Origin of the sequence: Mycobacterium arosiense ATCC BAA-1401 = DSM 45069 (assembly GCF_002086125.1) — a bacterium.
Classification (GTDB): domain Bacteria; phylum Actinomycetota; class Actinomycetes; order Mycobacteriales; family Mycobacteriaceae; genus Mycobacterium; species Mycobacterium arosiense.
Map to the genome: position 1 here is coordinate 13,432 of NZ_MVHG01000052.1, position 21,871 is coordinate 35,302.

23 protein-coding genes are annotated in these 21,871 nt (G+C 68.0%); 6 read left to right on the top strand and 17 right to left on the bottom strand.

The window, feature by feature from the left end:
• Positions 1–37 precede the first annotated feature (37 nt).
• From mftG to mftA, 7 genes are all read right to left on the bottom strand, one after another.
• Positions 38–1,477 carry a mycofactocin dehydrogenase MftG gene (gene mftG, locus BST14_RS18375; RefSeq protein WP_083065817.1) on the bottom strand — a complete coding sequence of 480 codons (1,440 nt, stop codon included), beginning with the start codon at positions 1,475–1,477 and terminating at the stop codon, positions 38–40.
• A gap of 7 nt (positions 1,478–1,484) precedes the next feature.
• The gene (gene mftF, locus BST14_RS18380) at positions 1,485–2,897 is read right to left on the bottom strand and encodes a mycofactocin biosynthesis glycosyltransferase MftF (protein WP_083065818.1); all 1,413 of its coding nucleotides are present in this window, start codon (positions 2,895–2,897) and stop codon (positions 1,485–1,487) included.
• The gene (mftE, locus tag BST14_RS18385) at positions 2,894–3,625 is read right to left on the bottom strand and encodes a mycofactocin biosynthesis peptidyl-dipeptidase MftE (protein ID WP_083065819.1); all 732 of its coding nucleotides are present in this window, start codon (positions 3,623–3,625) and stop codon (positions 2,894–2,896) included. Before mftE ends, mftF begins: the two co-directional genes overlap by 4 nt.
• A 164-nt stretch (positions 3,626–3,789) precedes the next feature.
• Positions 3,790–4,980: a pre-mycofactocin synthase MftD gene (mftD, locus tag BST14_RS18390; protein ID WP_083065820.1), complete on the bottom strand. Its 1,191-nt coding sequence runs from the start codon at positions 4,978–4,980 to the stop codon at positions 3,790–3,792.
• Positions 4,981–4,982: 2 nt separating this feature from the next.
• Positions 4,983–6,200: a mycofactocin radical SAM maturase gene (gene mftC / locus BST14_RS18395; protein WP_083065821.1), complete on the bottom strand. Its 1,218-nt coding sequence runs from the start codon at positions 6,198–6,200 to the stop codon at positions 4,983–4,985.
• Entirely contained in the window at positions 6,197–6,523 is a 327-nt protein-coding gene (mftB, locus tag BST14_RS18400) for a mycofactocin biosynthesis chaperone MftB (protein ID WP_211280753.1), read from the bottom strand. Before mftB ends, mftC begins: the two co-directional genes overlap by 4 nt.
• On the bottom strand, positions 6,508–6,597 hold the full coding sequence (gene mftA, locus BST14_RS18405; protein ID WP_007773607.1) for a mycofactocin precursor MftA: 90 nt from the start codon (positions 6,595–6,597) through the stop codon (positions 6,508–6,510). Before mftA ends, mftB begins: the two co-directional genes overlap by 16 nt.
• 98 nt (positions 6,598–6,695) lie before the next feature.
• Between mftA and mftR the strand changes: the two genes are divergently transcribed.
• Together mftR and BST14_RS18415 are read left to right on the top strand one after the other, a co-directional pair.
• A complete protein-coding gene (mftR, locus tag BST14_RS18410) occupies positions 6,696–7,292 on the top strand; it encodes a mycofactocin system transcriptional regulator MftR (protein WP_169926106.1) in 597 nt (198 codons plus the stop codon).
• A complete protein-coding gene (locus tag BST14_RS18415; RefSeq protein ID WP_083065823.1) occupies positions 7,289–8,344 on the top strand; it encodes a DUF2332 domain-containing protein in 1,056 nt (351 codons plus the stop codon). The genes mftR and BST14_RS18415 overlap by 4 nt, the downstream gene beginning before the upstream one ends.
• Here the strand turns inward: BST14_RS18415 and BST14_RS18420 are convergent.
• Entirely contained in the window at positions 8,331–9,191 is an 861-nt protein-coding gene (locus BST14_RS18420; RefSeq protein ID WP_083065824.1) for an aldo/keto reductase, read from the bottom strand. The two genes, BST14_RS18415 and BST14_RS18420, sit on opposite strands and share 14 nt — an antisense overlap.
• Positions 9,192–9,676: 485 nt before the next feature.
• Here BST14_RS18420 and BST14_RS18425 point away from each other — a divergent pair, with 485 nt between their 5' ends.
• Positions 9,677–10,504, top strand: coding sequence for an inositol monophosphatase family protein (locus BST14_RS18425; protein WP_083065835.1), 828 nt, complete (start codon positions 9,677–9,679; stop codon positions 10,502–10,504).
• 7 nt (positions 10,505–10,511) lie between these two features.
• Here the strand turns inward: BST14_RS18425 and BST14_RS18430 are convergent, their stop codons facing one another.
• From BST14_RS18430 to BST14_RS18470, 9 genes are all read right to left on the bottom strand, one after another.
• Positions 10,512–11,699 carry an NAD(P)/FAD-dependent oxidoreductase gene (locus BST14_RS18430; RefSeq protein WP_083065825.1) on the bottom strand — a complete coding sequence of 396 codons (1,188 nt, stop codon included), beginning with the start codon at positions 11,697–11,699 and terminating at the stop codon, positions 10,512–10,514.
• A gap of 25 nt (positions 11,700–11,724) precedes the next feature.
• The gene (locus BST14_RS18435; protein WP_083065826.1) at positions 11,725–12,552 is read right to left on the bottom strand and encodes a mycofactocin-coupled SDR family oxidoreductase; all 828 of its coding nucleotides are present in this window, start codon (positions 12,550–12,552) and stop codon (positions 11,725–11,727) included.
• Between the two features lie 89 nt (positions 12,553–12,641).
• On the bottom strand, positions 12,642–13,481 hold the full coding sequence (locus BST14_RS18440) for an SHOCT domain-containing protein (RefSeq protein ID WP_083065827.1): 840 nt from the start codon (positions 13,479–13,481) through the stop codon (positions 12,642–12,644).
• A gap of 22 nt (positions 13,482–13,503) precedes the next feature.
• Positions 13,504–14,274 carry a PE family protein gene (locus BST14_RS18445; RefSeq protein ID WP_211280754.1) on the bottom strand — a complete coding sequence of 257 codons (771 nt, stop codon included), beginning with the start codon at positions 14,272–14,274 and terminating at the stop codon, positions 13,504–13,506.
• Positions 14,275–14,425: 151 nt separating this feature from the next.
• The gene (tuf, locus tag BST14_RS18450) at positions 14,426–15,616 is read right to left on the bottom strand and encodes an elongation factor Tu (protein ID WP_083065829.1); all 1,191 of its coding nucleotides are present in this window, start codon (positions 15,614–15,616) and stop codon (positions 14,426–14,428) included.
• A gap of 167 nt (positions 15,617–15,783) precedes the next feature.
• Positions 15,784–17,889: an elongation factor G gene (gene fusA, locus BST14_RS18455; RefSeq protein WP_083065830.1), complete on the bottom strand. Its 2,106-nt coding sequence runs from the start codon at positions 17,887–17,889 to the stop codon at positions 15,784–15,786.
• An 80-nt stretch (positions 17,890–17,969) separates the two neighbouring features.
• A complete protein-coding gene (gene rpsG / locus BST14_RS18460) occupies positions 17,970–18,440 on the bottom strand; it encodes a 30S ribosomal protein S7 (protein ID WP_066869309.1) in 471 nt (156 codons plus the stop codon).
• Positions 18,440–18,814 carry a 30S ribosomal protein S12 gene (gene rpsL, locus BST14_RS18465; RefSeq protein WP_007767794.1) on the bottom strand — a complete coding sequence of 125 codons (375 nt, stop codon included), beginning with the start codon at positions 18,812–18,814 and terminating at the stop codon, positions 18,440–18,442. Before rpsL ends, rpsG begins: the two co-directional genes overlap by 1 nt.
• 262 nt (positions 18,815–19,076) lie before the next feature.
• A complete protein-coding gene (locus tag BST14_RS18470; RefSeq protein ID WP_083065831.1) occupies positions 19,077–19,718 on the bottom strand; it encodes a TetR/AcrR family transcriptional regulator in 642 nt (213 codons plus the stop codon).
• Between the two features lie 148 nt (positions 19,719–19,866).
• Between BST14_RS18470 and BST14_RS18475 the strand changes: the two genes are divergently transcribed.
• The 3 genes from BST14_RS18475 (at position 19,867) to BST14_RS18485 (ending at position 21,783) form a co-directional block, all read left to right on the top strand.
• Positions 19,867–20,241 (top strand): DUF3060 domain-containing protein, encoded by a 375-nt coding sequence (locus BST14_RS18475; RefSeq protein ID WP_083065832.1) that lies wholly within the window; start codon positions 19,867–19,869, stop codon positions 20,239–20,241.
• A 39-nt stretch (positions 20,242–20,280) separates the two neighbouring features.
• Positions 20,281–20,766: a DUF3060 domain-containing protein gene (locus BST14_RS18480; protein WP_083065833.1), complete on the top strand. Its 486-nt coding sequence runs from the start codon at positions 20,281–20,283 to the stop codon at positions 20,764–20,766.
• Between the two features lie 273 nt (positions 20,767–21,039).
• Complete coding sequence (locus BST14_RS18485) at positions 21,040–21,783, top strand: DUF732 domain-containing protein (RefSeq protein ID WP_083065836.1); 744 nt, start codon at positions 21,040–21,042, stop codon at positions 21,781–21,783.
• Positions 21,784–21,871 lie beyond the last annotated feature (88 nt).

The following is a 21,871-nucleotide window of genomic DNA, read 5'->3' on the forward strand; positions in this document are numbered from 1 at the left end:
TTCGGTTACCGCGCCGCAGCCCGCCCGCAGTCCGCGTTCACCGGACGAACTGCGCGCCACGGTACCCGATCATCACGATCGTGGCGTGCGGCCCGCGGCTGGTGATCGCCGGCAGGATCGAGCCGTCGATCACCCACAGGTTATCGATGCCCAGCACCCGGCACCGCGGGTCGACGACGGCCCGCGGGTCGCCGTCGGCACCCATCGGAGCGGTGCCGCAAAGATGTTGCGAGGTCGACCAGATCGCCGCCGCGGCATCGCCTGTGCCACCGGCCAATTCGCGGGCCAGCTCGCTGCCGGTGCGCAGCGCCGCGACGTCGTCGGGCTCGCTGTCGGAGCGGTGTTCGATCAGCGGCGGCACACCGGGATCGGCCGAGACCAACGTCATGCGCCCACGCGCGCGCGGCTGCATCAGCGCCACCCCGATGTGTGGCCAGTCGGCGTGCCCGGCGGTGCCGTCGCCGGTCATGGCCACGAATCCACCGGTGTAGGGCCGGATCTCGAGATCGTCGGCGGTGCACAGCACCACCTCGAGCACCGGCCGCCCGGGGGCCACGGCCCAATCCGTAGGCAGCACCCATTCGGGGTGGTCGCTGAACGACGCCCCCACCGGCAGCGGCGCCAGCACCGGCACGCCGGCGGCGGTCAGCATGGGCTCGTCGCCGACGCCCGAGAGCATGAGCAGATGCGCCGTCTCAATCGCGCCGGCGCACAGCACGATCTTCTCCGCGGTGAAGGACACCTGGCCGTGCGGGCCGATCGCGTCCACACCCACCGCGACGGTGCCGGAGAAACGCAGGCGGGCCGCCCGGGTCTGCGCATGCACGGTCAGGTTCGGCCGGCGCAGCGCCGGGATCAGGTATCCCGCGCCGGAGCCCCGTCGCACGCCGTCGACGATGTTGAGCGGGACGGCGCCGATCCCCGAAACCGGCTCTGGCCCAGCGTCATTGAGGTCGGTAATCCAGCCGAAGCCGGCGCGCTGGGCCGCTCCGATGAACCGCTCGGTGGTCCCGGTCATGTCATGGGTGCGGCGCACGCGGATGGGGCCGTCGAGCCCGTGCGCGGGACCGGCGAAGTCCAGGTCGGTCTCGATGGCGCGGAAGCTGTCCAGCACGTCGGGCCATCCCCAGCCCGGTATGGCCATGCGATCGAAGTCGCGCGGCAACCCGCGGCAGAAGTAGCCGCCGTTGATCGCGCCCGATCCGCCCACGGTCGCCCCGCGCACGATGGGATGCTGGCGGGCAGGTTCTTCGGTGAGCCGGGTCTGGTAGCGCTGGACCAGCGGGCTGCCGACACCTATCGGCAACTGCAGCCCGTTCGCGGTTTGGGCGAGCAGCCCCGGGTCGTCGAGCGCCGGGCCGGCCTCCAAGACGCTCACCGAACACTGCGGATCGGCGGAAAGACGTTCCGCAACAACCGATCCTGCGCTGCCGGCGCCGACGATCAGCACATCGCTGTGCGATACGCCGGTGGTCAAGATGTGATTAATTCCGGATCTGGGGTTTTAGGGCCCGCACGTTGCGCTCCCGCAGCACACCCCACCACAACCCGAGCCCGTACGCCAGGTCGTCGACGCGCTTGAGCAACAGGTAGGTGGGCAGCCCGATCGGTTCGACATCCTCCCCGATGGCGTCGCGGCGGCGCAGCCAGTCGACCACCCCGTCCATGACGGCCGCGACCAGAACCACCCGTCTGCAATGACGCGACAGGGTGGCGGCCAGCAACGCCAGCGGCCAATAGTGCCGGCACAGCGCCGACGCCAGCTGCAGCGCCGCCGACCACAGGCCGCGGCCGGCGATCATCGCGACGTCGGTCATCGAGGTCTCGGCGGTGCGCATCGCCCGCGCGATCCGCCGACCGGTCACGACGGCGAAGAGCAGGGATGCCAGCCGCGACAGGGTGGACCCGAATGCCATCAGGATCCACGTCATCAGCGCCCAGCCGGAAATCACCACCGGAGCCGTCTTGTCCGGGTGGCGCACCGACAGCGGAGCCGCCGAGCCGCCGTAAAAGGCTTTGCGCGCAAGCCAATCCCGCAATGCGGTGCGGTGGTCGTGGGCGACCAGGGCGATCGGTTCGTAGCGCAGGCGGGCGCCCGCCTCGATCAGGCGCCAGCACAGGTCGACGTCCTCGCCGGACTGCAGGGTTTCGTCGAACCCGCCGACCTCACGGATCGCCGAGCACCGGCAGATGATCGCCGCACTGGGCACGTAGGACACCGTGCTGTGTGGGAGCACCGGCGCTTCGCGCTCACCGAGGTCGAGCGACGAGTGCACCGCCTCGTAGCGCGCCACCACGTTCTCGCTGTGCGGCAGGCCGACGATGCGGGGCGCGACCAGGCCGACCGTGGGATCGCAGAAGTGACCGAGCAGGGCTTCCAGCCAGCCCCGGCGCGGGGCGACGTCGGAGTCCAAGAAGGCGACGAAGTCCGTCCGGCACGCCCTGAGCCCGGTGTTGCGGGCCGCCGCCGGGCCTTTGCTCCGGTCGTGTCGCAAGACCTCGATGTCGCAGTGCGCGCCGACGAAGTCGTCCGGAACGACCGGGGGGAACGAGCCGTCGTCCACCACGACGACGCGCAGGCCGCGCAGTGAGCTCACCAGGCGCCGCACGCCAAAAAGGTTGTCCCGCACCGGGATTACTACCGTGACGTCGTGGTGCGACGGGCCGCCCGCGGGGCGGGGATGCGCCACCGTGGCGTCCAGCAGGGTGCGGGCCAGCTGGGCGCTGAGGTCGTCGCGCACCTTGAGCCGGCCATCGCAGAGCATGTCCTGGGCGGCGGGGGCCAGCTTGAGCAGCCGGGTGGGCGACCCGCCGAGCAGCGCCGAACCGTCGCCGAGCACCCGCACCCGGCGATCGACCTGGACGGCGAACCCGTTGGGCAGCCGCGGGGCAGTCACGTGAGCATCCCGTCGGGCCCGGCCCGCCAGCGGGCGACTCGGCGGACGCAGCCGTCGACCATCTCGGTGAGGATCCGCTCGCCCTCGACGGCGGTGGCGTTGGTCGGGTCGCCCAGCACGCCGACCGGGCTGACCGCCGCCACTCCCCCGCGGCGCATCGACCCCAGCAACTCGGGCAGGGGTGCGGTGTTGCCGGCGACCCGCCGATCGGTCCGGACGTCGGCCGGCGAGATGTGCAGCAGCACCGATGTTTCGGTATGGCCGGCGTGGGCGTCGCCGCCGGAGGTCAGGCAGGGGCACCAACCGGCGTCGCGGTCCTCGACGCGCAACAGGGCCACCGCGGCGCGCAACGCGGCGACATTGCCGCCGTGGCCGTTGACGAAGACGATCCGCTGGGCCCATCCGGCCGCTGACCTGCCGTACTCGACCAGCAGCGTGGTCAGCACCTCGGTACCCAGCGAGATGGTTCCGGCGAAGCTCTGGTGCTCGCCGCTGGCTCCGTAGGCGAGGGCCGGCGCCACCAGCCACCCGTCGCCGAGGCGGGCTCGAGCGCCGCGGGCAACCGCCGTGGCGATCCGAGTGTCGGTGTCCAGCGGCAGGTGCGGACCGTGTTGTTCGGTCGACCCCAGCGGAACCAATACCGCGGCCGCCTCGTTTGACAGCTGGCCCGACGTCGCGGTTCCCAATTCGCCGAGTACGGACACTTGGTGATGGTAGGACGAATTCACCTGGCGTGCACCAATTGTTGAAGCTTCAAGAAGATTTTTTTTCTCCGGTCGTTCATCGGACGTTCGAATCGGGGCTCGTCCGTCACGGTTACCCCGCCCGTACCACGATTTTGCGTGAGCGTCACTTAACCCGGATAAATCCGCCCGGGATAACCGAGCTTCCGCTAAACCCCGCCGCCGGAGGGCACTCCCAGCGCGCGGGTGAAACCCGGGGGCACCAGGATGTGGTCTCCTCCGAGCTCACCCACCGAGGAGAGTCCCAGACCCATCAGCGCCGAGTCGATGCCGCCGCGCAAGATGTCGAGCACGTTCTCCACACCCGCTTGCCCGGCCGCGGCCAGCCCCCACAGGTAGGCCCGGCCGATCATCACCGCGCGCGCCCCCAGCGCCACCGCCTTGACGACGTCGCTGCCGCGCCGGATACCACCGTCGAGAACCACCTCGATCTGATCGCCGACGGCCGCGGCCACCGCGGGCAGGGCCCGAATCGAGGCCGGGGTGCCGTCCAGATTGTTGCCGCCGTGGTTCGAAACCGAAATGGCCGAAACCCCGGCATCCACCGCCCTTTTGGCGTCGTCGACGCGCATCACGCCCTTGAGCATGAATGGCCCGCCCCACAGCTCCCGCAGCCAGGCGATGTCCTCCCAGGTCGGCGGCGGCGTGCCCATCCATTCCCCGTACGCCTGGAAGAACGGGGGGCCGGGCTCGCCGCGGCGGCCCTGATTGGGCACGCGCAGCTCCGGGGACCGCATGGTCTTCGCCCACTGCAGCAACCACCGCGGCTTGGTGATGACCTCCGGGCTCATCTTGACGATGGTCTTGAAGTCCATCTTTTCCGGGATCGACGGGCTGCCCCAGTCGCGGCCGTGCGAGAAGCTCCAGTCGGTGGTCACGATCAGTCCGACGGCCCCGGCCGCCCGGGCGCGCTCGACCCGCGCGGCGATGGCGTCGCGATCACCGAGCCAGTACACCTGGAAGAACACCTTGGGGTTCGCCGCGATGACCTCTTCGATCGGCTTGCTGGCGAACGAGGACAGCCCCATGGCGGTGCCGCGTGCGGCGGCGGCCCGCGCCACGGCGACCTCACCGTCGGGGTGCACCGCCTGCACGCCCGTCGGCGAGATCAGCACCGGCAGCGAAATGTCTTGCCCCATAACGCAGGTCGACAAATCGCGCTTTTCCTGCGCGCCGATGACGTGCGGCGCGAATCCCAGTTCGCTGAAGGCTGCCACGTTGTCGGAGACCGTGACGCCCTTTTCGCTGGCCGCGATCAGCGACGAGTACGCCGACTTCGGCAACCGGCGCTTGGCGCGTTGCTGCGCGATGGCGACGGTCTCAAACCATGCATCGGCCATCGTCACACCGGGCTTTCGTTACACATGCGCACCGGCGGCGCCACCGGCGTGTCGGCCGGCGGCCGCGGCGACAGGGTGAGCGGCACCGGCTGGCGGATGCGCTTCTCGCGGGAGTGATCGGCCCGGGGGCGCGGCGTCTGTCGGTCGTGGGCCAGCGCCGTCGCGCTGTGCCCCTGGACGCATTCGGGGTCCGGCCCGTCCAGCGGCAGCCCGGTGAAGAATTTGGCGGCCATGCATCCGCCCCGGCAGCTGTCGTAGTGCCCGCAGCTGCCGCAGGCGCCGGCCGACTGGGGCTCGCGCAGCTGGCGGAACAACGGGGCGTTCTTCCAGACGTTGGCGAAACCAGTCCCAAAACCGGTGTCGGTCAACACGTTTCCGGCCAGGAAGCGGTCGTGGATGGCGAACGGGCAGGCGTAGACGTCGCCGACCGGGTCGATCAGGCACACGACGCGGCCGGCGCCGCACATGTTCAGGCCGGCCAGGGCGCCGGATTGGCCGAGCGGGGCGAGGTGGAAGAAGGAGTCGCCGGTGAGCACCCGCTCGCCCTTGGCCACCAGCCAGTCATACAGCTGGACTTGTTGGTCGGCGGTGGGGTGCAGTTCTTCCCAGACGTCGGCGCCACGCCCGGACGGGCGCAGCCGGGTGATGCGCAGCGTGGCGCCGTAACGGCTTGCCAACGCGGCGAAGTCGTCGAGCTGGTCGACGTTGTGCCGGGTGACGACCACCGAGATCTTGGCGTCGGAGAAACCGGCATCGCTAAGGTTTTGCAGCGCCCGCACCGCCATGTCGAACGACCCGGGTCCGCGCACGGCGTCGTTGACCTCGGCGGTGGCGCCGTCCAGCGAGATCTGGACGTCGACGTAGTCGCTGGCCGCCAGCCGCGCGGCCACCTCGGGTGTGATCCGCACGCCGTTAGTGGAGAACTTCACCCCGACGTGGTGCTCGGTCGCATAGTCGACGAGTTCCCAAAAGTCCGGGCGCACAGTCGGTTCCCCGCCACCGATGTTGACGTAGAACACCTGCATGCGTTCCAGCTCATCGATGATGTCCATGCACTGACGGGTGGATAGCTCCCGCGGGTCCCGCTTGCCCGACGAGGACAGGCAGTGCACGCAGGCCAGGTTGCAGGCGTACGTCAGCTCCCAGGTGAGGCAGATGGGTGCGTCGAGCCCGTGCTCGAATTGCTCGATCAGTCGCGGGACGGGGGCCGCTGTTGTCATTGGTTGTCCTCCCGGGGCACCAGCATGTTGGAGTCGACGAGCACGCCCAGCGCATGCAGGTACGGCGCCTGCGCGGCGTCCTGAACTCCCGCCGCGCGGCAGGCGGACCGGACGTCGGGATGGTCGGCCAGCGACCGCACCACCGTAAGGATGGTGCGGTTCTTCAGAAACGACAGCTTGCGGGTACCGAAGTGATAAAGCAGCGCGCCGAACGGTTCCGGACGAACCGCCACCTGCGGGTGCAGTCCCCAGCCGCGATCAGGATCGAACGAGGTCGCCGTCCGGGCCGCTGCGGGCGCGGGCACGGTCAGTAGACCCCGCACATGCCGTCGATCGACACCTCTTCGACCAGGGTCTCGGTGACGAGTTGGGTGTCAGTTTCGGTCTCGTGGTCCACGGGCCTTGCCTTTCGTGCGGTCTTGACAACGATGGGATCTGAGTCACACTCGCCGTCAGAATATGGCATCGAGTGCCGAAATGGAAGGGCGGGGTCCGATGATGCCGCAGCCGCGGGTGGGCAGGCGCCGCTCGACCACCCCGCACCACATCACCGACGTCGCCATCGACATGTTCAGCGCGCGCGGCTTCGCCGACGTGAGCGTCGACGACGTCGCCCAGGCCGCGGGCATCTCGCGCCGGACGTTGTTTCGGTACTACGCGTCCAAGAACGCCATCCCGTGGGGCGACTTCGACAATCATCTTGCCCACCTTCGTGATTTGCTCGACAACGTCGATTCCGACGTGCGCCTGGGCGATGCGCTGCGCGCTGCGCTGTTGGCGTTCAACACTTTTGACGAATCCGAGACGGCCCGGCACCGCAAGCGCATGCGGGTGATCCTGCAAACCGCTGAACTGCAAGCGTATTCGATGACGATGTACGCGGGCTGGCGCGAGGTGATCGCCGGATTCGTGGCTCGCCGCCTGGACTGCAAGGTGACCGATCTGCTGCCCCAGACCGTCGCCTGGACGATGCTCGGTGTCGCGCTGTCGGCCTACGAACACTGGCTCAGCGATGAATCCGTCCCGCTGCCGGTTGCGCTGAGCAACGCCTTCGACGCCGTCGGCGCCGGGCTGGATGGGCTGGGCCGGTGACGGCCGAGCACCTGGTGCACACCTTGCGGTCACAGGGCAAATTCTGCGCCTCGTCGGGCTCGAGCATGTATGGCGATCTGTTCGAACTGGTGGCCCGCGACGTCGAGGCCGGCGGCGTGTTCGCGACCGTCCTGGCCGGGCGCGAGGACGCCCCGTCGCGCGATGCGGTGCCGCTGCGGTTGCTCGGCGGGTTGCACCGGTTGGTGCTCGACGGCCGGGCTGCGCGGTTGCGTCGCTTCTACCCCAGCACCGGCGGCGTGTGGGATGCCGGCCGGGCGTGGCCGGAAATCCTGGACACCGCGGTCAGTCACGTGGCGGCGCTGCGCGCGTCGCTGGGCCAACCGCCGCAAACCAACGAGGTGGGCCGGTCGGCCGCGCTGGTCGGCGGACTGCTGCACATCAATCACGAATTCGGCCTGCCGATCCGGCTTTTCGAGATCGGATCGAGTGCGGGGCTGAACCTGCGTGCGGATCACTACCGCTACCTCTTCGCCGGCGGCCAGTGGGGACCGGCCGGCTCACCGGTGATGATCGACGACGCGTGGCGCGGCGCGCTGCCGCCCGGCCGCGACCTGCCGATCGTGGTGCGTCGTGGGTATGACATCGCGCCCATCGACGTCGGGACCACCGACGGGGAGATGACGGTGCTGAGCTACGTATGGCCCGACCAGGACGCCCGGTTGGCCCGGCTGCGCGGCGCCATCGAGGTAGCCCGCCGGGTCCCGGCGGCGCTCGAGCGCAAGACGGCGGCCGACGCGGTCGCCGGCCTGACGCCGGCCGACGGTGCGTTGACGGTCTTGTGGCACTCGATCACCTGGCAGTACCTGTCCACCGAGGAACGCGGCGCGGTGCGCGCCCACGTGAACGCGCTCGCGGCGCGGGTCGACGCGCGCTCACCGTTCGCCCACCTCACGATGGAACCCACGCGCGCCGGCCCGGGCGCACCGATCAAATTCGTGGTGCGCGCCCGCGTCTGGCCCGACGGCGATCCGCGGCTGCTGGGCGAATGCCATCCGCATGGTCCGCCGGTGGACTGGCTCAGGTCCCCATGAAGGTCATCGGGTCGTGCAGCACGCGGGTGCCGTCGTGCAATCCCTCGATGGCCGCCATGTGCTCGGGATCCAGGGTGAAGTCGAACACGTCCAGGTTCTGGGCGACGCGTTCGGGCTTGGACGACCGCGACACAACGACGTTGTCCAACTGCAGATTCCAGCGCACCAGCACCTGCGCGGGTGTGCGGTCGTACTCGGCGGCGATGGACGTCACCACCGGTTCCTCGATCAGCCGGCCGACGCCCAGCGGGCTGTAGGACTGCGTCGTCACATCGTGCAGGGCGTGGGCCTGGCGCAGCTCGGCCTGGTTGAGGCGGGGGTGCAGCTCGACCTGGTTCACCGCGGGCACCTCGTCGGTTTCCTCGATGACCGTGGCCAGCAGTTCCTCGGTGAAGTTGCACACGCCGATCGAGCGCACGTACCCCTCGTCGCGGGCCACCTTCATGCCTTCGAAGCTCTCCACGTACTTGCCCAGCTTCGGCGCCGGCCAGTGGATCAGATAGAGGTCGAGGTAATCCAGCCCGAGTCGATCCAGGCTCTGCTTGCACGATTCCTGCGCGCTGTCGAAGCCCTGCTTGGAGGTGCCCAGCTTGGTGGCGACGAACAACTCCTCGCGGGGAATGCCCGAGGCGGCGATCGCACGGCCGACGGCTTCCTCGTTCCCGTAGGAAGCGGCGGTGTCGATGAGGCGGCAGCCGGCCTGCAGCGCCGCGAGTACCGAGCTTTCCGTCTCCTCATCGGACAGCTTGGCCACCCCCAAGCCGAGCACGGGCATCTTCGCCTCGTCATTGAGGGCGACGGTCGGAATCGCGCTGGGCGAGCTGTAAGTCTCATCTATCACTGACACTTGCCAATCACCTGCCTGCCAATGTGGATTACTGGATTTTCCGGATAAAAACGACGATTCGGCGGCGGTCATCGAGCGCCGGCGGTTGCGCCGACCTACCGCATGGTGCGACGGCCCCCCAACATCGTTCGCCTGCAGACAGTAATGGAGCCTGGCAAGCGGTGCACGATACATCGCGAGGCAGGACGGCACAGCAAATTTCGTCGAGCCGAACCGGTACGTATTTCCAGCACAATGACTTTGGCGTCTCCGGTAATGGCAATTGTGTGACACCGACTACAGTGGCGTTCCGCTGTTGCCGCAAGATTGCGGAACCTTGCCTTTAGTGAGGTGACTCACTGTCGAATTAGGCTGCGGCATATGCCCAATTCGCGTGATTTCGCTTTCGGGGTGCTGCGGAGCGCGTGCGCGACGCGAAATCGCCGATCCCGTATGCTCAAAAAACGCCGAACGCACGCCAACCCCGGAAGCGAGGCAAGGTGTCCATGAAGACAATGCAAGAGCTTTTCGAAATCGCCTGGCAAGCAACGCAAATCGGTGCCGCCACACTCAAGAAGTCGCAGCCCGGTTCGGTGCAGCACAAGGGTGACCGTGACACGGTCACCGACGTAGACCTCACGATCCAGCGCGACATCGCCGCCTACCTTGCCCAGATCACGCCCGATATCGCGCTGCTGGCCGAGGAGTCCAAGCAACAGCCGGACATCGAAAGTTCAGAGTGGCTCTGGGTTCTTGACCCCATCGACGGGACGTCGAACTTCGCCCACGGCCTGCCGTTGTGCGCGGTATCGCTGGCCCTGCTGCACGCCGGGCGCACTGTGGTGGCCATCACCCACGCTCCCCTGATCGGCAGGACCTACCACGCCGTCGAGGGCAAAGGCGCGTTCGCCAACGGGCAGCGGATCACCGCCAGCGCCACCGACAGCCTCAGCGCAGCCATCGTGTCCCTCGGCGACTACGCCGTCGGCCACGACGCCGGCCGGCTCAACGAGCACCGGCTCGCGCTCACCGCCGAGCTGGTGCCCCGGGTCGAGCGAATCCGGATGATCGGCGCGGCGACGCTGGACCTCGCCTTCGTCGCCGAGGGCGCCCTGGACGCCTGCGTGATGATGTCCAACAAACCGTGGGACACCGCCGCGGGGACCCTGATCGCCCGCGAAGCGGGCGCGCAGCTCACCGACGCGCACGGCAACCCGCACACGCACAAATCCGCGTCGACCATCGTCACCGCGCCGGGCATCGCCGAACAACTCGCCACGGTGATCAACAACACTGAGGTCCCCAGCGACCGGTACGCGGCGGCCGTCGGCTAGCGGCGGCTCAGGCCAATACCTCGGCGATGGGCACGGCCGCCGCGATCTTGGCGCGGACCTTCATGACCTTGCCGGGCATCCCGCCGCCGACCACCCCGACCAGGGCCCCGTCGCGTTCGTAATAGGCCAGGAACTTGCGGCCGTCGTCCTCGACGATGTGGACGATGTCGCCGGCCTCCGGCTCGCCCAGGCACTGGATCTTCACGTCGTATTGGTCGCTCCAGAAGTACGGGACCACCACCACCGCCGGCACATCCTGGCCCAGCATCGCTGGCACCACGGCCCGGGCCTGATCGGCGACATTGCTCCAATGTTCAACGCGCCCTTGATGTCCCGTCGCATCACGCCACGATGCGACGTCACCGAGCGCCCACACATTCGGTGCGCTGGTGCGTCCGGCTTCATCACAGACCACGCCGTTGTCGACTTCGACTCCGCTGCCCTCGAGCCAGTCGGTCGCCGGGCGCGAGCCGATGCCGACCACCACGACGTCGGCCGGCAGCTCGGTGCCATCGCTGAGCACCACCGACTCGACGCGGGAGTCACCACGAACCTCGGCGACGCCGACGCCGAGGCGAACGTCGACACCCTCGGCGCGGTGCAGCCGGGCCACCAGCTCGCCGATCTGCTCGCCGAGGACCGCGGCCAGCGGGGTCGGCTGCGGCTCCACCAGCACCACGTCCACGCCCAGGCTGCGCAGGCTGGCCGCCACCTCGCAGCCGATGAAGCCGGCGCCGATGACGACGGCGCGCTGCGCGGCCGACGCGTGCTCGCGCAGCGCCAGGCTTTCGTCGAACGACCGCAGCACGCGGATGCCCTCGAGGTCCGGGATCGCCGGAATGCGCCGCGGCACCAGGCCGGTGGCGATGACGAGTTCGTCGTAACGAAGCGTCGATCCGTCGTCGAGAGTCACCGTCTGCGCCACGGTGTCCAGACCGGTCGCGGCCGAGCCCAGCCGCAAGGTGATGTCGTTCTCGTCGTACCACTCGCGTGGTTTGAGCGCGGTGTCGTCGACCTCTTTGCGCAGCACCTCTTTGGACAGTGGCGGGCGGTCGTACGGCAGGTGCACCTCGTCGCTGACGATCGTGATGGGCCCGGAATAGGCCGAGCGCCGCAGCTGCTCGGCGGTGCGGGCGGCGGCCAAGCCGCCGCCGACGATCACGATTCCGTTGATGGCGCTTTCGTCACTACTCACGTGGAGTTCTTAGCACGCTGGCCGCTCAGTACTTCAGGGCGCCCTTATCGACCGGAATCTGGGTGCCGGTGAGGGTGCCCGAGCCGTCGCCGGCAAGCCATGCCACCACGTCGGCCACTTCGTCGGCCGTCATGAACCCGTTGGGCTGCACCGGCATTGGCGGAAAGCTGTGCACGAAGCTGGGATGCCTGGCGAAAATCTCCATCATCGCTTCCGGTTCGATCATCGGGGTGTCCACCGAGTACGGGTGGATGGAGTTGACCCGGATGCCGAATTCGCCGAGTTCGATGGCCAGGGTGTTGGTCAGCGCGGTGAGCCCGTGTTTGCTGGCCGAATAGTGGCCGTTGCCCGGGGTGGCCTTGATTCCCGCCGACGAGCTGACCACCACGATGGAGCCGCCGTTTCCCGCCTCGATCATGGCGGGGACGGTGGCGCGCAGCGTGCGCCAGGTGCCGGTCAGGTTGACGCCGATGACCGTGTCCCACTGCTCGTCGGTGAGCTCCCAGACGCGGCCCCAGCTCAACACGCCGGCGTTGGCCACCACGATGTCGAGCCGGCCGAACTGCTCGATGCCGTCGGCCACCAGTTCCCGCAGCGCGGCGTCGTCGCGGACGTCGAGGACGCGGGTGAGGATCTTGCGCCCCTCGCCCTCCACCAGGCGGGCCGTCTCGTCGAGGTCTTCGCGGGTGGCCGGCGGGTACGTCACGCTGGCGGATGCCGCAGCGCAGATGTCCAGGGCGATGATGTCGGCGCCCTCGCGGGCCAACCGCACCGCATGCGAACGCCCCTGCCCGCGGGCGGCCCCGGTGATGAACGCGACCCGTCCCTGCAGTGATCCACCCTGTCCAGCCACGCGTAATCCCTTCTACCGCCGATGACCAAGCCAGGCTAGCAGCGCAACTGAAACGTGTTCTAATTCGCCCGGGCTGTCCGGGCGAACCCCTAGATCTCGGAGATGATCGCGGCGCGCCGGCTGTTGTATTCGGCGTCGGTCAGCGCCCCGCTGGCGTGCAGATCCTTCAGCTCTTGCAGCCGCGCGGCGATCGTCGGCCCGGGCGGTGTGACGACGGCGGCCGCCGCTGGCGCCGCGGCGGCCGGCGCCGGTTGGGCGGCCGGCGCCTGCTGTTCGACGGCGCGACGCACCACCGCCTGGATCTGGGCGCGCAACACCGGGTTGGACCTGATGTCGACCATCCGATTGAGCGCGACGTTGTTGGCCTTGAGGATCTGCAGGATCTCCATCAACGGGCCGGCCTGCCCGCTCAGGTCGTAGGTCTTGTTGTCTTCGGCGACCGTGAACTGCGCGGGCACCAGGCCGTTGACCAAAGCGCTTCGCTCCCAGTCGATCCGGTATTCGCTGGTGGTGGGGTTCACTAGGACCACCACCTTGCGGGCGTTCAGATTGCCGAGCCGCGTCACGCTGGCGATGACCCGGTCTTCGCTGTCGAACGGCAACAGCCCGGGTCCAGCGATGCGCAGGTGCACCTTGACGACCTGCTGATTGTTGACCCACGTTCCCGTCTCGGTGATCCCGGTGATCTGGGCGAGCGCCAGTACCCCGTTCTGCTCGAGCGCGGCCGCCTTGGCCGACGACTTGGCGCTGAAGTTCGCCAACGCGAGCGCGACCAACACGTCGGCCGCGGTGACAAGCAGGCCGACGTAGAGCATCCACTGCAGCAGGTTGTCGAACCCGAGGGTGAAGTACACGACCAAAAAGATCGGTCCGACCAGTCCACCGCACAGCAAAACGATCAACTGTGCCTTCAGGTAGCGCGCTAGCACATGCCCCTCCTCGGCAGGTTGCCTACACCGGTTCGGGCGGCACGACCGGCACCCGCCGCGCCGGCGGCGGCGCCTGCTGTGCGGGGTGTGCCGGCTGCGCGGCCGCCGGAGCGTGCGGCGCGGGACGCGCCGCGACCGGCATGGTGGAGGCCGGCGATGCCTGCGGCGGCACCGCGGTCTGCATGGACGCGACGGGGTTGGCGACCGGGGTCGCCGCCGATGCCGCCGGCTGGACGGTGGGCGGCGAGGTCGCCGGGGCGTAGGCCGGCATTGCCACCCGCGCCGCGCCGGCGGGCGTGGTGGCCGACGCCAGTGTCACCGAACCGGCGGGAGCCGCCGCGACCGGCGTGCCGGCCGGTGTCGGGGTGGCCGCCGCCGCGGTCGGCGCCACCGCCGCCGCCAGGGGTCCCGCGGGCGCGGTCGGCGCGGACGTTCCCATCGCACCGGCGCTCACCGCCGGAACCTGCGCGGCCATCGACGCCGGGCCCGCCGCGGTCTGCAACGGCGTGGTGTTGGCCGCCTCGGCGAAGGCGTACTGCGCCGCACCGCCGTTCATCAGCTGCACGAACTGGCTGTGGAACGCGGCCGCCTGGGCGCTCAGCGCCTGATACACCTGGGAATGCGCATCGAAGAGTGCGGCGATGCTCGCCGATACCTCGTCGGCGCCGGGGGCCAGCACACTTGAGGTCGGTCCCAGCGCGGCGGTGTTGGCGGAGGTGATCGCCGACCCGATCCGGGCCAGGTCCCCCGCGGCCGCCGCCACGAATTCGGGAGTCGCTTGAACGTACGACATCGGCACCTCCCCGCCACGCCTACGGTGAGAATTGTGAGCAAATCCTAAACCAGTCGGCCGCCCGCCGCTCGATTTCGCCGGGGCCGACACCGGGCCAGAAGCACAAAGCCCGGATCGCCAGTCGGCGATCCGGGCTTCGCGGGGATTCGAACTACTTGATGATCTTGACGACCCGGCCGGCGCCGACGGTGCGGCCACCCTCACGGATCGCGAACCGCAGACCGTCGTCCATGGCGACCGGCTGGATCAGCTTCACCGAGATGTTGGTGTTGTCACCGGGCATCACCATTTCGGTGCCCTCCGGCAGCGTCACCACACCGGTCACGTCGGTGGTGCGGAAGTAGAACTGCGGACGGTAGTTGTTGAAGAACGGCGTGTGCCGGCCCCCCTCGTCCTTGCTCAGGATGTAGACCTGGCCCTCGAACTCGGTGTGCGGCGTGGTGGTGCCGGGCTTTGTCACGACCTGACCGCGCTCGACGTCCTCACGCTTGATACCGCGCAGCAACAGCCCGACGTTGTCGCCGGCCTGACCCTGGTCGAGCAGCTTGCGGAACATCTCCACGCCGGTGACCGTGGTCTTGGTGCTGGTCGGCCTGATGCCGACGATTTCCACTTCTTCGTTCACGTTGATCACACCGCGCTCTACGCGGCCGGTGACCACGGTGCCACGACCGGTGATGGTGAAGACGTCCTCCACCGGCATCAAGAACGGCTTCTCCGTCTCGCGGACCGGGTCCGGAATCGACTCGTCGACGGCCTCCATCAGCTGCTCGACGGACTCGACCCACTTGGCGTCGCCCTCGAGCGCCTTGAGCGCCGAGACCCGCACGACCGGAGCGTCCTCGTCGAACTCCTGGGCGGCCAGCAGCTCGCGGACCTCCATCTCGACGAGCTCGAGCAGCTCCTCGTCGTCGACCATGTCGGCCTTGTTCAGCGCGACCAGGATGTAGGGCACGCCGACCTGACGGGCCAGCAGCACGTGCTCACGGGTCTGCGGCATCGGGCCGTCGGTGGCGGCGACCACCAGGATCGCGCCGTCCATCTGGGCCGCGCCGGTGATCATGTTCTTGATGTAGTCGGCGTGACCCGGGGCGTCGACGTGGGCGTAGTGCCGCTTGTCGGTCTGGTACTCCACGTGGGAGATGTTGATGGTGATACCGCGCTGACGCTCCTCGGGAGCGTTGTCGATCTGGTCGAACGCGCGGGACTCGTTCAGGTCCGGAAACTTGTCGTGCAGAACCTTGGTGATAGCCGCGGTCAGCGTCGTCTTGCCGTGGTCAACGTGACCAATGGTCCCGATGTTGACGTGCGGCTTCGTCCGCTCGAACTTCGCCTTCGCCACTTCTGTGTCCTCCTGGACTAGTTGGTGCTTGTTAAAGCAGTGTTGGTGGTTTTCAGTTGTGCCGCGCCCAAGGCATTGCAATGACCCGGCAAGATTACTCCGAGCGGACCTGAGCTCATGGCCCGACTCCGCGCTCGTAAGCTCCGCTTACTCGCCGTCGTCTTCGCTCACTGGCCCGTCGCCTTCGCGATGATCTCCTTCGACACGTTCGCCGGCACTTCGGCGTATGAGTCGAAGACCATGGAGTAGTTCGCCCGGCCTTGGGTCTTGGACCGCAGGTCGCCGACGTAGCCGAACATCTCCGACAGCGGCACATGCGCCCGCACGACACGCGCGCCGCTCCGCTCCTCCATGGCCTGAATCTGGCCGCGGCGGGAGTTCAAGTCGCCGATCACATCACCCATGTAGTCCTCGGGCGTGGTGACCTCGACGGCCATGATCGGTTCTAGGATGACCGGCTGCGCTTGCGCCGCAGCCTTTTTCAGCACCTGGGAACCGGCGATCTTGAAGGCCATTTCGGACGAGTCGACCTCGTGGAACGCCCCGTCGAGCAGGGTGACCTTGAGGTTCACCAGCGGGTAGCCGGCCAGCACGCCGTACTGCATGGCGTCCTGCGCACCGGCGTCCACCGACGGGATGTACTCCCGGGGGATGCGCCCACCGGTGACCTTGTTCTCGAACTCGTAGGTCGCACCGTCCTCGCCGGTGAACGGCTCGAGGTTGATGATCACTTTCGCGAACTGACCCGAACCACCCGTCTGCTTCTTGTGGGTGAACTCGACGTTCTGCGCGGCCCGCTTGATGGTTTCCTTGTAGGCCACCTGCGGCTTGCCGACGTTGGCCTCGACCTTGAACTCGCGGCGCATCCGGTCGACCAGGATGTCCAGGTGCAGCTCACCCATGCCGCCGATGACGGTCTGACCGGTCTCGGAGTCCAGGTGCACCTTGAACGTCGGGTCTTCCTCGGCGAGCTTCTGGATCGATAGCGACAGCTTCTCCTGGTCGCTCTTCGTCTTGGGCTCGATGGCGACCTCGAGCACCGGGTCGGGGAAGGTCATCGACTCCAGCACGATCTGGTGGTTCGGGTCGCTCAGCGTGTCACCGGTGGTGGTGTCCTTGAGCCCGATCACCGCGTAGATGTGACCGGCCGAGGCGGTCTCCACCGGGTTCTCCTTGTTGGAGTGCATCTGGAACAGCTTGCCCAGGCGCTCCTTCTTGCCCTTGGTGGCGTTGATGACCTGGCTGCCGGAGTCGACCTTGCCCGAATACACCCGGACGTAGGTCAGCTTGCCGAAGAACGGGTGCGTCGCCACCTTGAACGCGAGCGCGGAGAACGGCTCGTCGGTCGACGGCTTGCGGGTGACCTCTTCGTCCTCCTTGCCCGGCACGTGGCCGACGGCCGGCGGCACGTCCAGCGGCGACGGCAGGTAGTCGATCACGGCGTCCAGCATCGGCTGCACGCCCTTGTTCTTGAAGGCACTGCCGCACAGCACCGGGTAGGCCTCCGAGCTGATGGTCAGCTTGCGGATCGCGGCCTTGATCTCGGCGACCGTGAGCTCTTCGCCCCCGAGGTACTTGTCCAGCAGCGCCTCGTCGGTCTCGGCGACGGCCTCGAGCAGCTTGGTGCGGTACTCCTCGGCCTTCTCGGCCAGCTCGGCCGGGATCTCGATGGTGTCGTAGGTCTCGCCCAGCTTGGTCTCGCCGCGCCACACCTTGGCGTTCATCTCGACCAGGTCGACGATGCCCTCGAAGTCACCCTCGGAGCCGACGGGCAGCTGGATCGGGATGGCGTTGGCTCCGAGACGCTCCTCCATGGTCTTCACGGAGAAGTAGAAGTCGGCCCCGATCTTGTCCATCTTGTTGACGAAGCAGATGCGCGGGACGTCGTACTTGTCGGCCTGCCGCCAGACCTGCTCGGACTGCGGCTCGACGCCCTCCTTGCCGTCGAAGACGGCCACGGCACCGTCGAGGACGCGCAGGCTGCGCTCCACCTCGACGGTGAAGTCGACGTGGCCGGGGGTGTCGATGATGTTGATCTGGTTGTTTTTCCAGAAGCAGGTGGTGGCCGCGGAGGTGATGGTGATCCCCCGCTCCTGCTCCTGCTCCATCCAGTCCATGGTGGCGGCGCCGTCATGCACCTCACCGATCTTGTAGCTGATACCGGTGTAGTAGAGGATGCGCTCGGTCGTCGTCGTCTTGCCGGCGTCGATGTGCGCCATGATGCCGATGTTGCGGACCTTGGTGAGGTCGGTCAGCACGTCCTTCTGTGCCACAGAAGTCTTCCCACTCTTTCGATTGCTTGGTTAGTTCGCTGTCGCTTTGCGCCCGGCCGCTCTGCCGTTGGACGCCGCCCCTACCAGCGATAGTGCGCGAAGGCGCGGTTGGCCTCGGCCATCTTGTGGGTGTCCTCGCGCCGCTTGACGGCGGCTCCGAGGCCATTGCTGGCATCCAGGATCTCGTTGGCCAGCCGTTCGACCATGGTCTTCTCGCGGCGTTGCTTGGAGAAGCTGACCAGCCAGCGCAGCGCCAGCGTCACCGAGCGATCCGGACGCACCTCGACCGGGACCTGGTAGGTAGCGCCACCGACGCGGCGGCTGCGCACCTCGAGGGAGGGCTTGACGTTGTCCATCGCCCGCTTGAGCGTGATCACCGGGTCGGTGCCAGTCTTGTCGCGGGCCTGTTCGAGCGCACCATAAACAATGCGCTCGGCCAGCGATTTCTTCCCGTCCAGCAGAACTTTGTTCACCAGCTGCGTCACCAGCTGCGACCCGTAGACCGGGTCATTGACCAACGGACGCTTCGGCGCGGGCCCCTTGCGCGGCATCAGCTCTTCTCCTTCTTGGCGCCGTAACGGCTCCGAGCCTGCTTGCGGTTCTTGACACCCTGGGTGTCGAGCGAGCCGCGGATGATCTTGTACCGGACACCGGGAAGGTCCTTCACACGTCCACCACGCACCAGCACCATCGAGTGCTCCTGCAGGTTGTGGCCCTCGCCGGGGATGTAGGCCGTGACCTCAACCTGGCTGGTCAGCTTCACGCGGGCGACCTTCCGAAGCGCCGAGTTCGGCTTCTTCGGGGTGGTGGTGTACACGCGGGTGCATACGCCACGGCGCTGCGGGCTGCCCTTCAGGGCCGCGGTCTTGACCTTGGCGACCTTGTCGCGGCGACCCTTGCGGACCAGCTGCTGAATGGTTGGCATCTAGGAGGCTTTCTGTGTTCGTGTTCGGCGTACTTCTAGCGTCTTTAAGTCTGTGTACTGCAATTATGCCCGTCCGCGTTACCCCGCGTCCGGGTGTGTCGCATGCGCTGCGCATCGGAGAGGGTCCGATGCTTCGTGGACACGCGAATTCGCCCGGCATCCACTTCCTTACGTCAGGCGCCGTAAGCCGCCAGGCACGAGGGACCACAATACCCGCCGCCGGTCTCGCTGGTCAAAGCGACGGCGGGGGGGTATCCGACTCCTACCGGGCGCCGCCGGCGGCGGTGCGCCTTTCCACACCGGCCGCCAGCCGCAGCACCATGTCGGAGAACAACGCGTCGGTGTCGATGTCATCCATCACGCCGGTCATCTCCAGCAAAACGAAGCCGTGTAGGGCCGACCAGAATTCGAGCGCCGCATGGAAAGCTTCTTCGCCGTCCAGGCCGTAGGACGACAGCACGGCGATCACCGGGGCGGCAGCCGCACGGGTCGCCGCCGTGTACTCGGGATCGTCGCCGCCCAGCGGCATCCGGGTGAAGGCCGAGTAGCGGCCCGGGTGGTGATGCGCGTAGCTGCGGTAGGCACCCGCCATCACCAACACCGCGTCGTCGCGGGCGCGGCCCTCGCCGACCCGGTTCAGCATCGTGATGATGTCGTCGATCACCCGGATCCGCACCGCGCGGCGCAGGTCCTCCAGGCTGTCGACGTGGTTGTACAGCGACGGCCCCTTGGTGCCCAGCTGCATCGCCAGCGCGTTGATGGTCAGGGCGTCCCATCCCTCGCGGTCCAGGAACGTCAGCGCGCCATCGATGATCCCGTCCCGGCTGAGCTTGGCCGGCCGGGAGGCGGGCCGTCCCGCGCGCGGGCGCCCGGCCGCCGGCGACGGATCCGGTGGAGCTGCCATGGCGGTCGCCCTTCGATCGCAATAAACGGGATGCGGTTAACTAATGACTCTAGTTGAGAAAATGACTCTGCCACCGAGCAGGCAAATGCACGTAATGTCATGCTTGCTCGTTTCGGGCAGCCGACCCGCCGGAAAAAGGGGGCCCGCAGTGAAGTGGACGAGTGTCGCCGGGTCACTGGCCATCTGTGTCATCGCCGTTGCCGGCGCCGCCGCCGCGCCGGGTATCGCGCAGGCCAAGAACGGTGACACCCATGTCATCGGGCAAGACATCGAGCAGACGGTCGACTGCAACGACGCCACGCTGATGGTCAACGGCACCGGCATCACCGTCACCGCGCTGGGCAACTGCTATGCCGTAACGGTGATGGGGTCGTCGAACACCGTCGTCGCCGACTCGGTGTCACATGACATCACCGTGTACGGCTACAACCAGACGGTGTTCTACAAGAATGGTCAGCCCGCTCTGTGGGACCGCGGCCGGGAACTGGGCATGACCAACCGGCTGCAGCAGGTGCCGAGCTGAACCACATCATCATCGCCAACCGAGGGGAATCGAGGACACATGCCCGCCTACATGCGTGACCGTTCGCAGCGCCTGGCCGTGCTCGCCGTGACGCCGGCCGCCGCGGCCCTGGTGCTGGCCGGTTGCAGTTCGACGGCCAACCCGCCGGCCGGCTCGTCGACCACCACCACCAAGAGCAGCGCGACGACAAGTGCCGGCGCCGCGCCGACGACGGGATCGGGCGGGGCGAGCACCACCGCGTCCATCGAGATCGGAAACACGATCAATTACGGATCGATGGGCACCACCACCACCCTGGACTGCGCCAGCGGCAAGTCGCTGAACGTCGGCGGGTCCGACAACACCCTGACCATCACCGGCACCTGCGAGACGGCCACCGTCAGCGGCACCAACAACAAGATCACCTTCGACAAGGTGAATACCCGCATCACCGTGTTGGGGATGAACAACACCATCACCTACAAAGACGGTGACCCCAAGGTCGACAAGATCGGCCAGAGCAACACGATCAACAAGGGCGGCTGACCGGTAGCTCTCGCCGGTGGGCGGGCCTTCGCCGGTGGGGCGGGATGCGCCAGCCTTTCTTCCGCGACACGTAAACCATTGCGACGACACGCCGCCGAGGGGCGACGCCATGGTTTAAGTCTCGCGATCCTCGACGGGCAAGCGGCGCGCTGGCGCCACAACGGTTTTCATGCCGGATGAGTGCGGCCGCGCGTCTGGCCGCGCGCCGCCGCGCTCGAGGTGCCGCGCGCGTGGCCGGGGCATATGATCGTGCAGGCAGAACGGAATCCAGTCATGCTCAGCACTAACCGCGCCGGCGCGCTGGTTACTGCCCTCGTGGTACTGACCGGCGTCGTCATGCTGCCCCACGGCGCGGCGTCGGCAGACCCCGACCCCGATGACCAGTTTGTGGCACTGCTCGACCAAAAACAGATTCCCGCCCTCGACAATGTGCCGAGTCTGATCGCCACCGCCCACAGAATTTGCCGTCAACTCGATGGCGGAATGCCGGCCGACGGCGTCGTCGCCGACATGCGGGACAGGGCGTTCAACGCCGACGCGGCCGGCGGCCGATACCCTCCCGACCGCGTCGCACGCACCATCGCCCGGTTCATCTCCGCCTCGGTCGAGGCCTACTGCCCGAACAATCAGCCGAAGATCGCATCGCTGGAGGCGATGGGGAATCGGCAGAGCACCTCGAGCGCGTACCACGCCGCTAGCTCGACAAGCGATCATCGGGCGCCGCAATCGGCTTCGCCCGCGGTCCCGTTGGGCGAAACCGCCCAGCCCGAGCCGCCGCAGCTTCCGCCACCGCCGCCCACTGCCCAGATCATGACGCCGCCGCGGCCGGTCGCGACGCCGTCGCCGCGGCAACAACCGCCACCGCCGCCGCAGGAGCCGCTACCGGGACCGCAGCAAGAGCCGCCTGCCGCTGCTGCCCCGGGGGGCCCGCCCGGCGGTGCCGGCCCGGGGGGCGGTGGCGCAGGTCCGGAGTCCCCGCCGCCGGGGCCGCCCGGCCGGGTCCGGCTCGCACCCTGAGACGCGCATGGCTAGTGTCCTGAGTCGTTAATTCGCCCGCTCTTGTTAGTATGGGTGATGCCGTCGCCGCATGCTGCCACGATCGTGT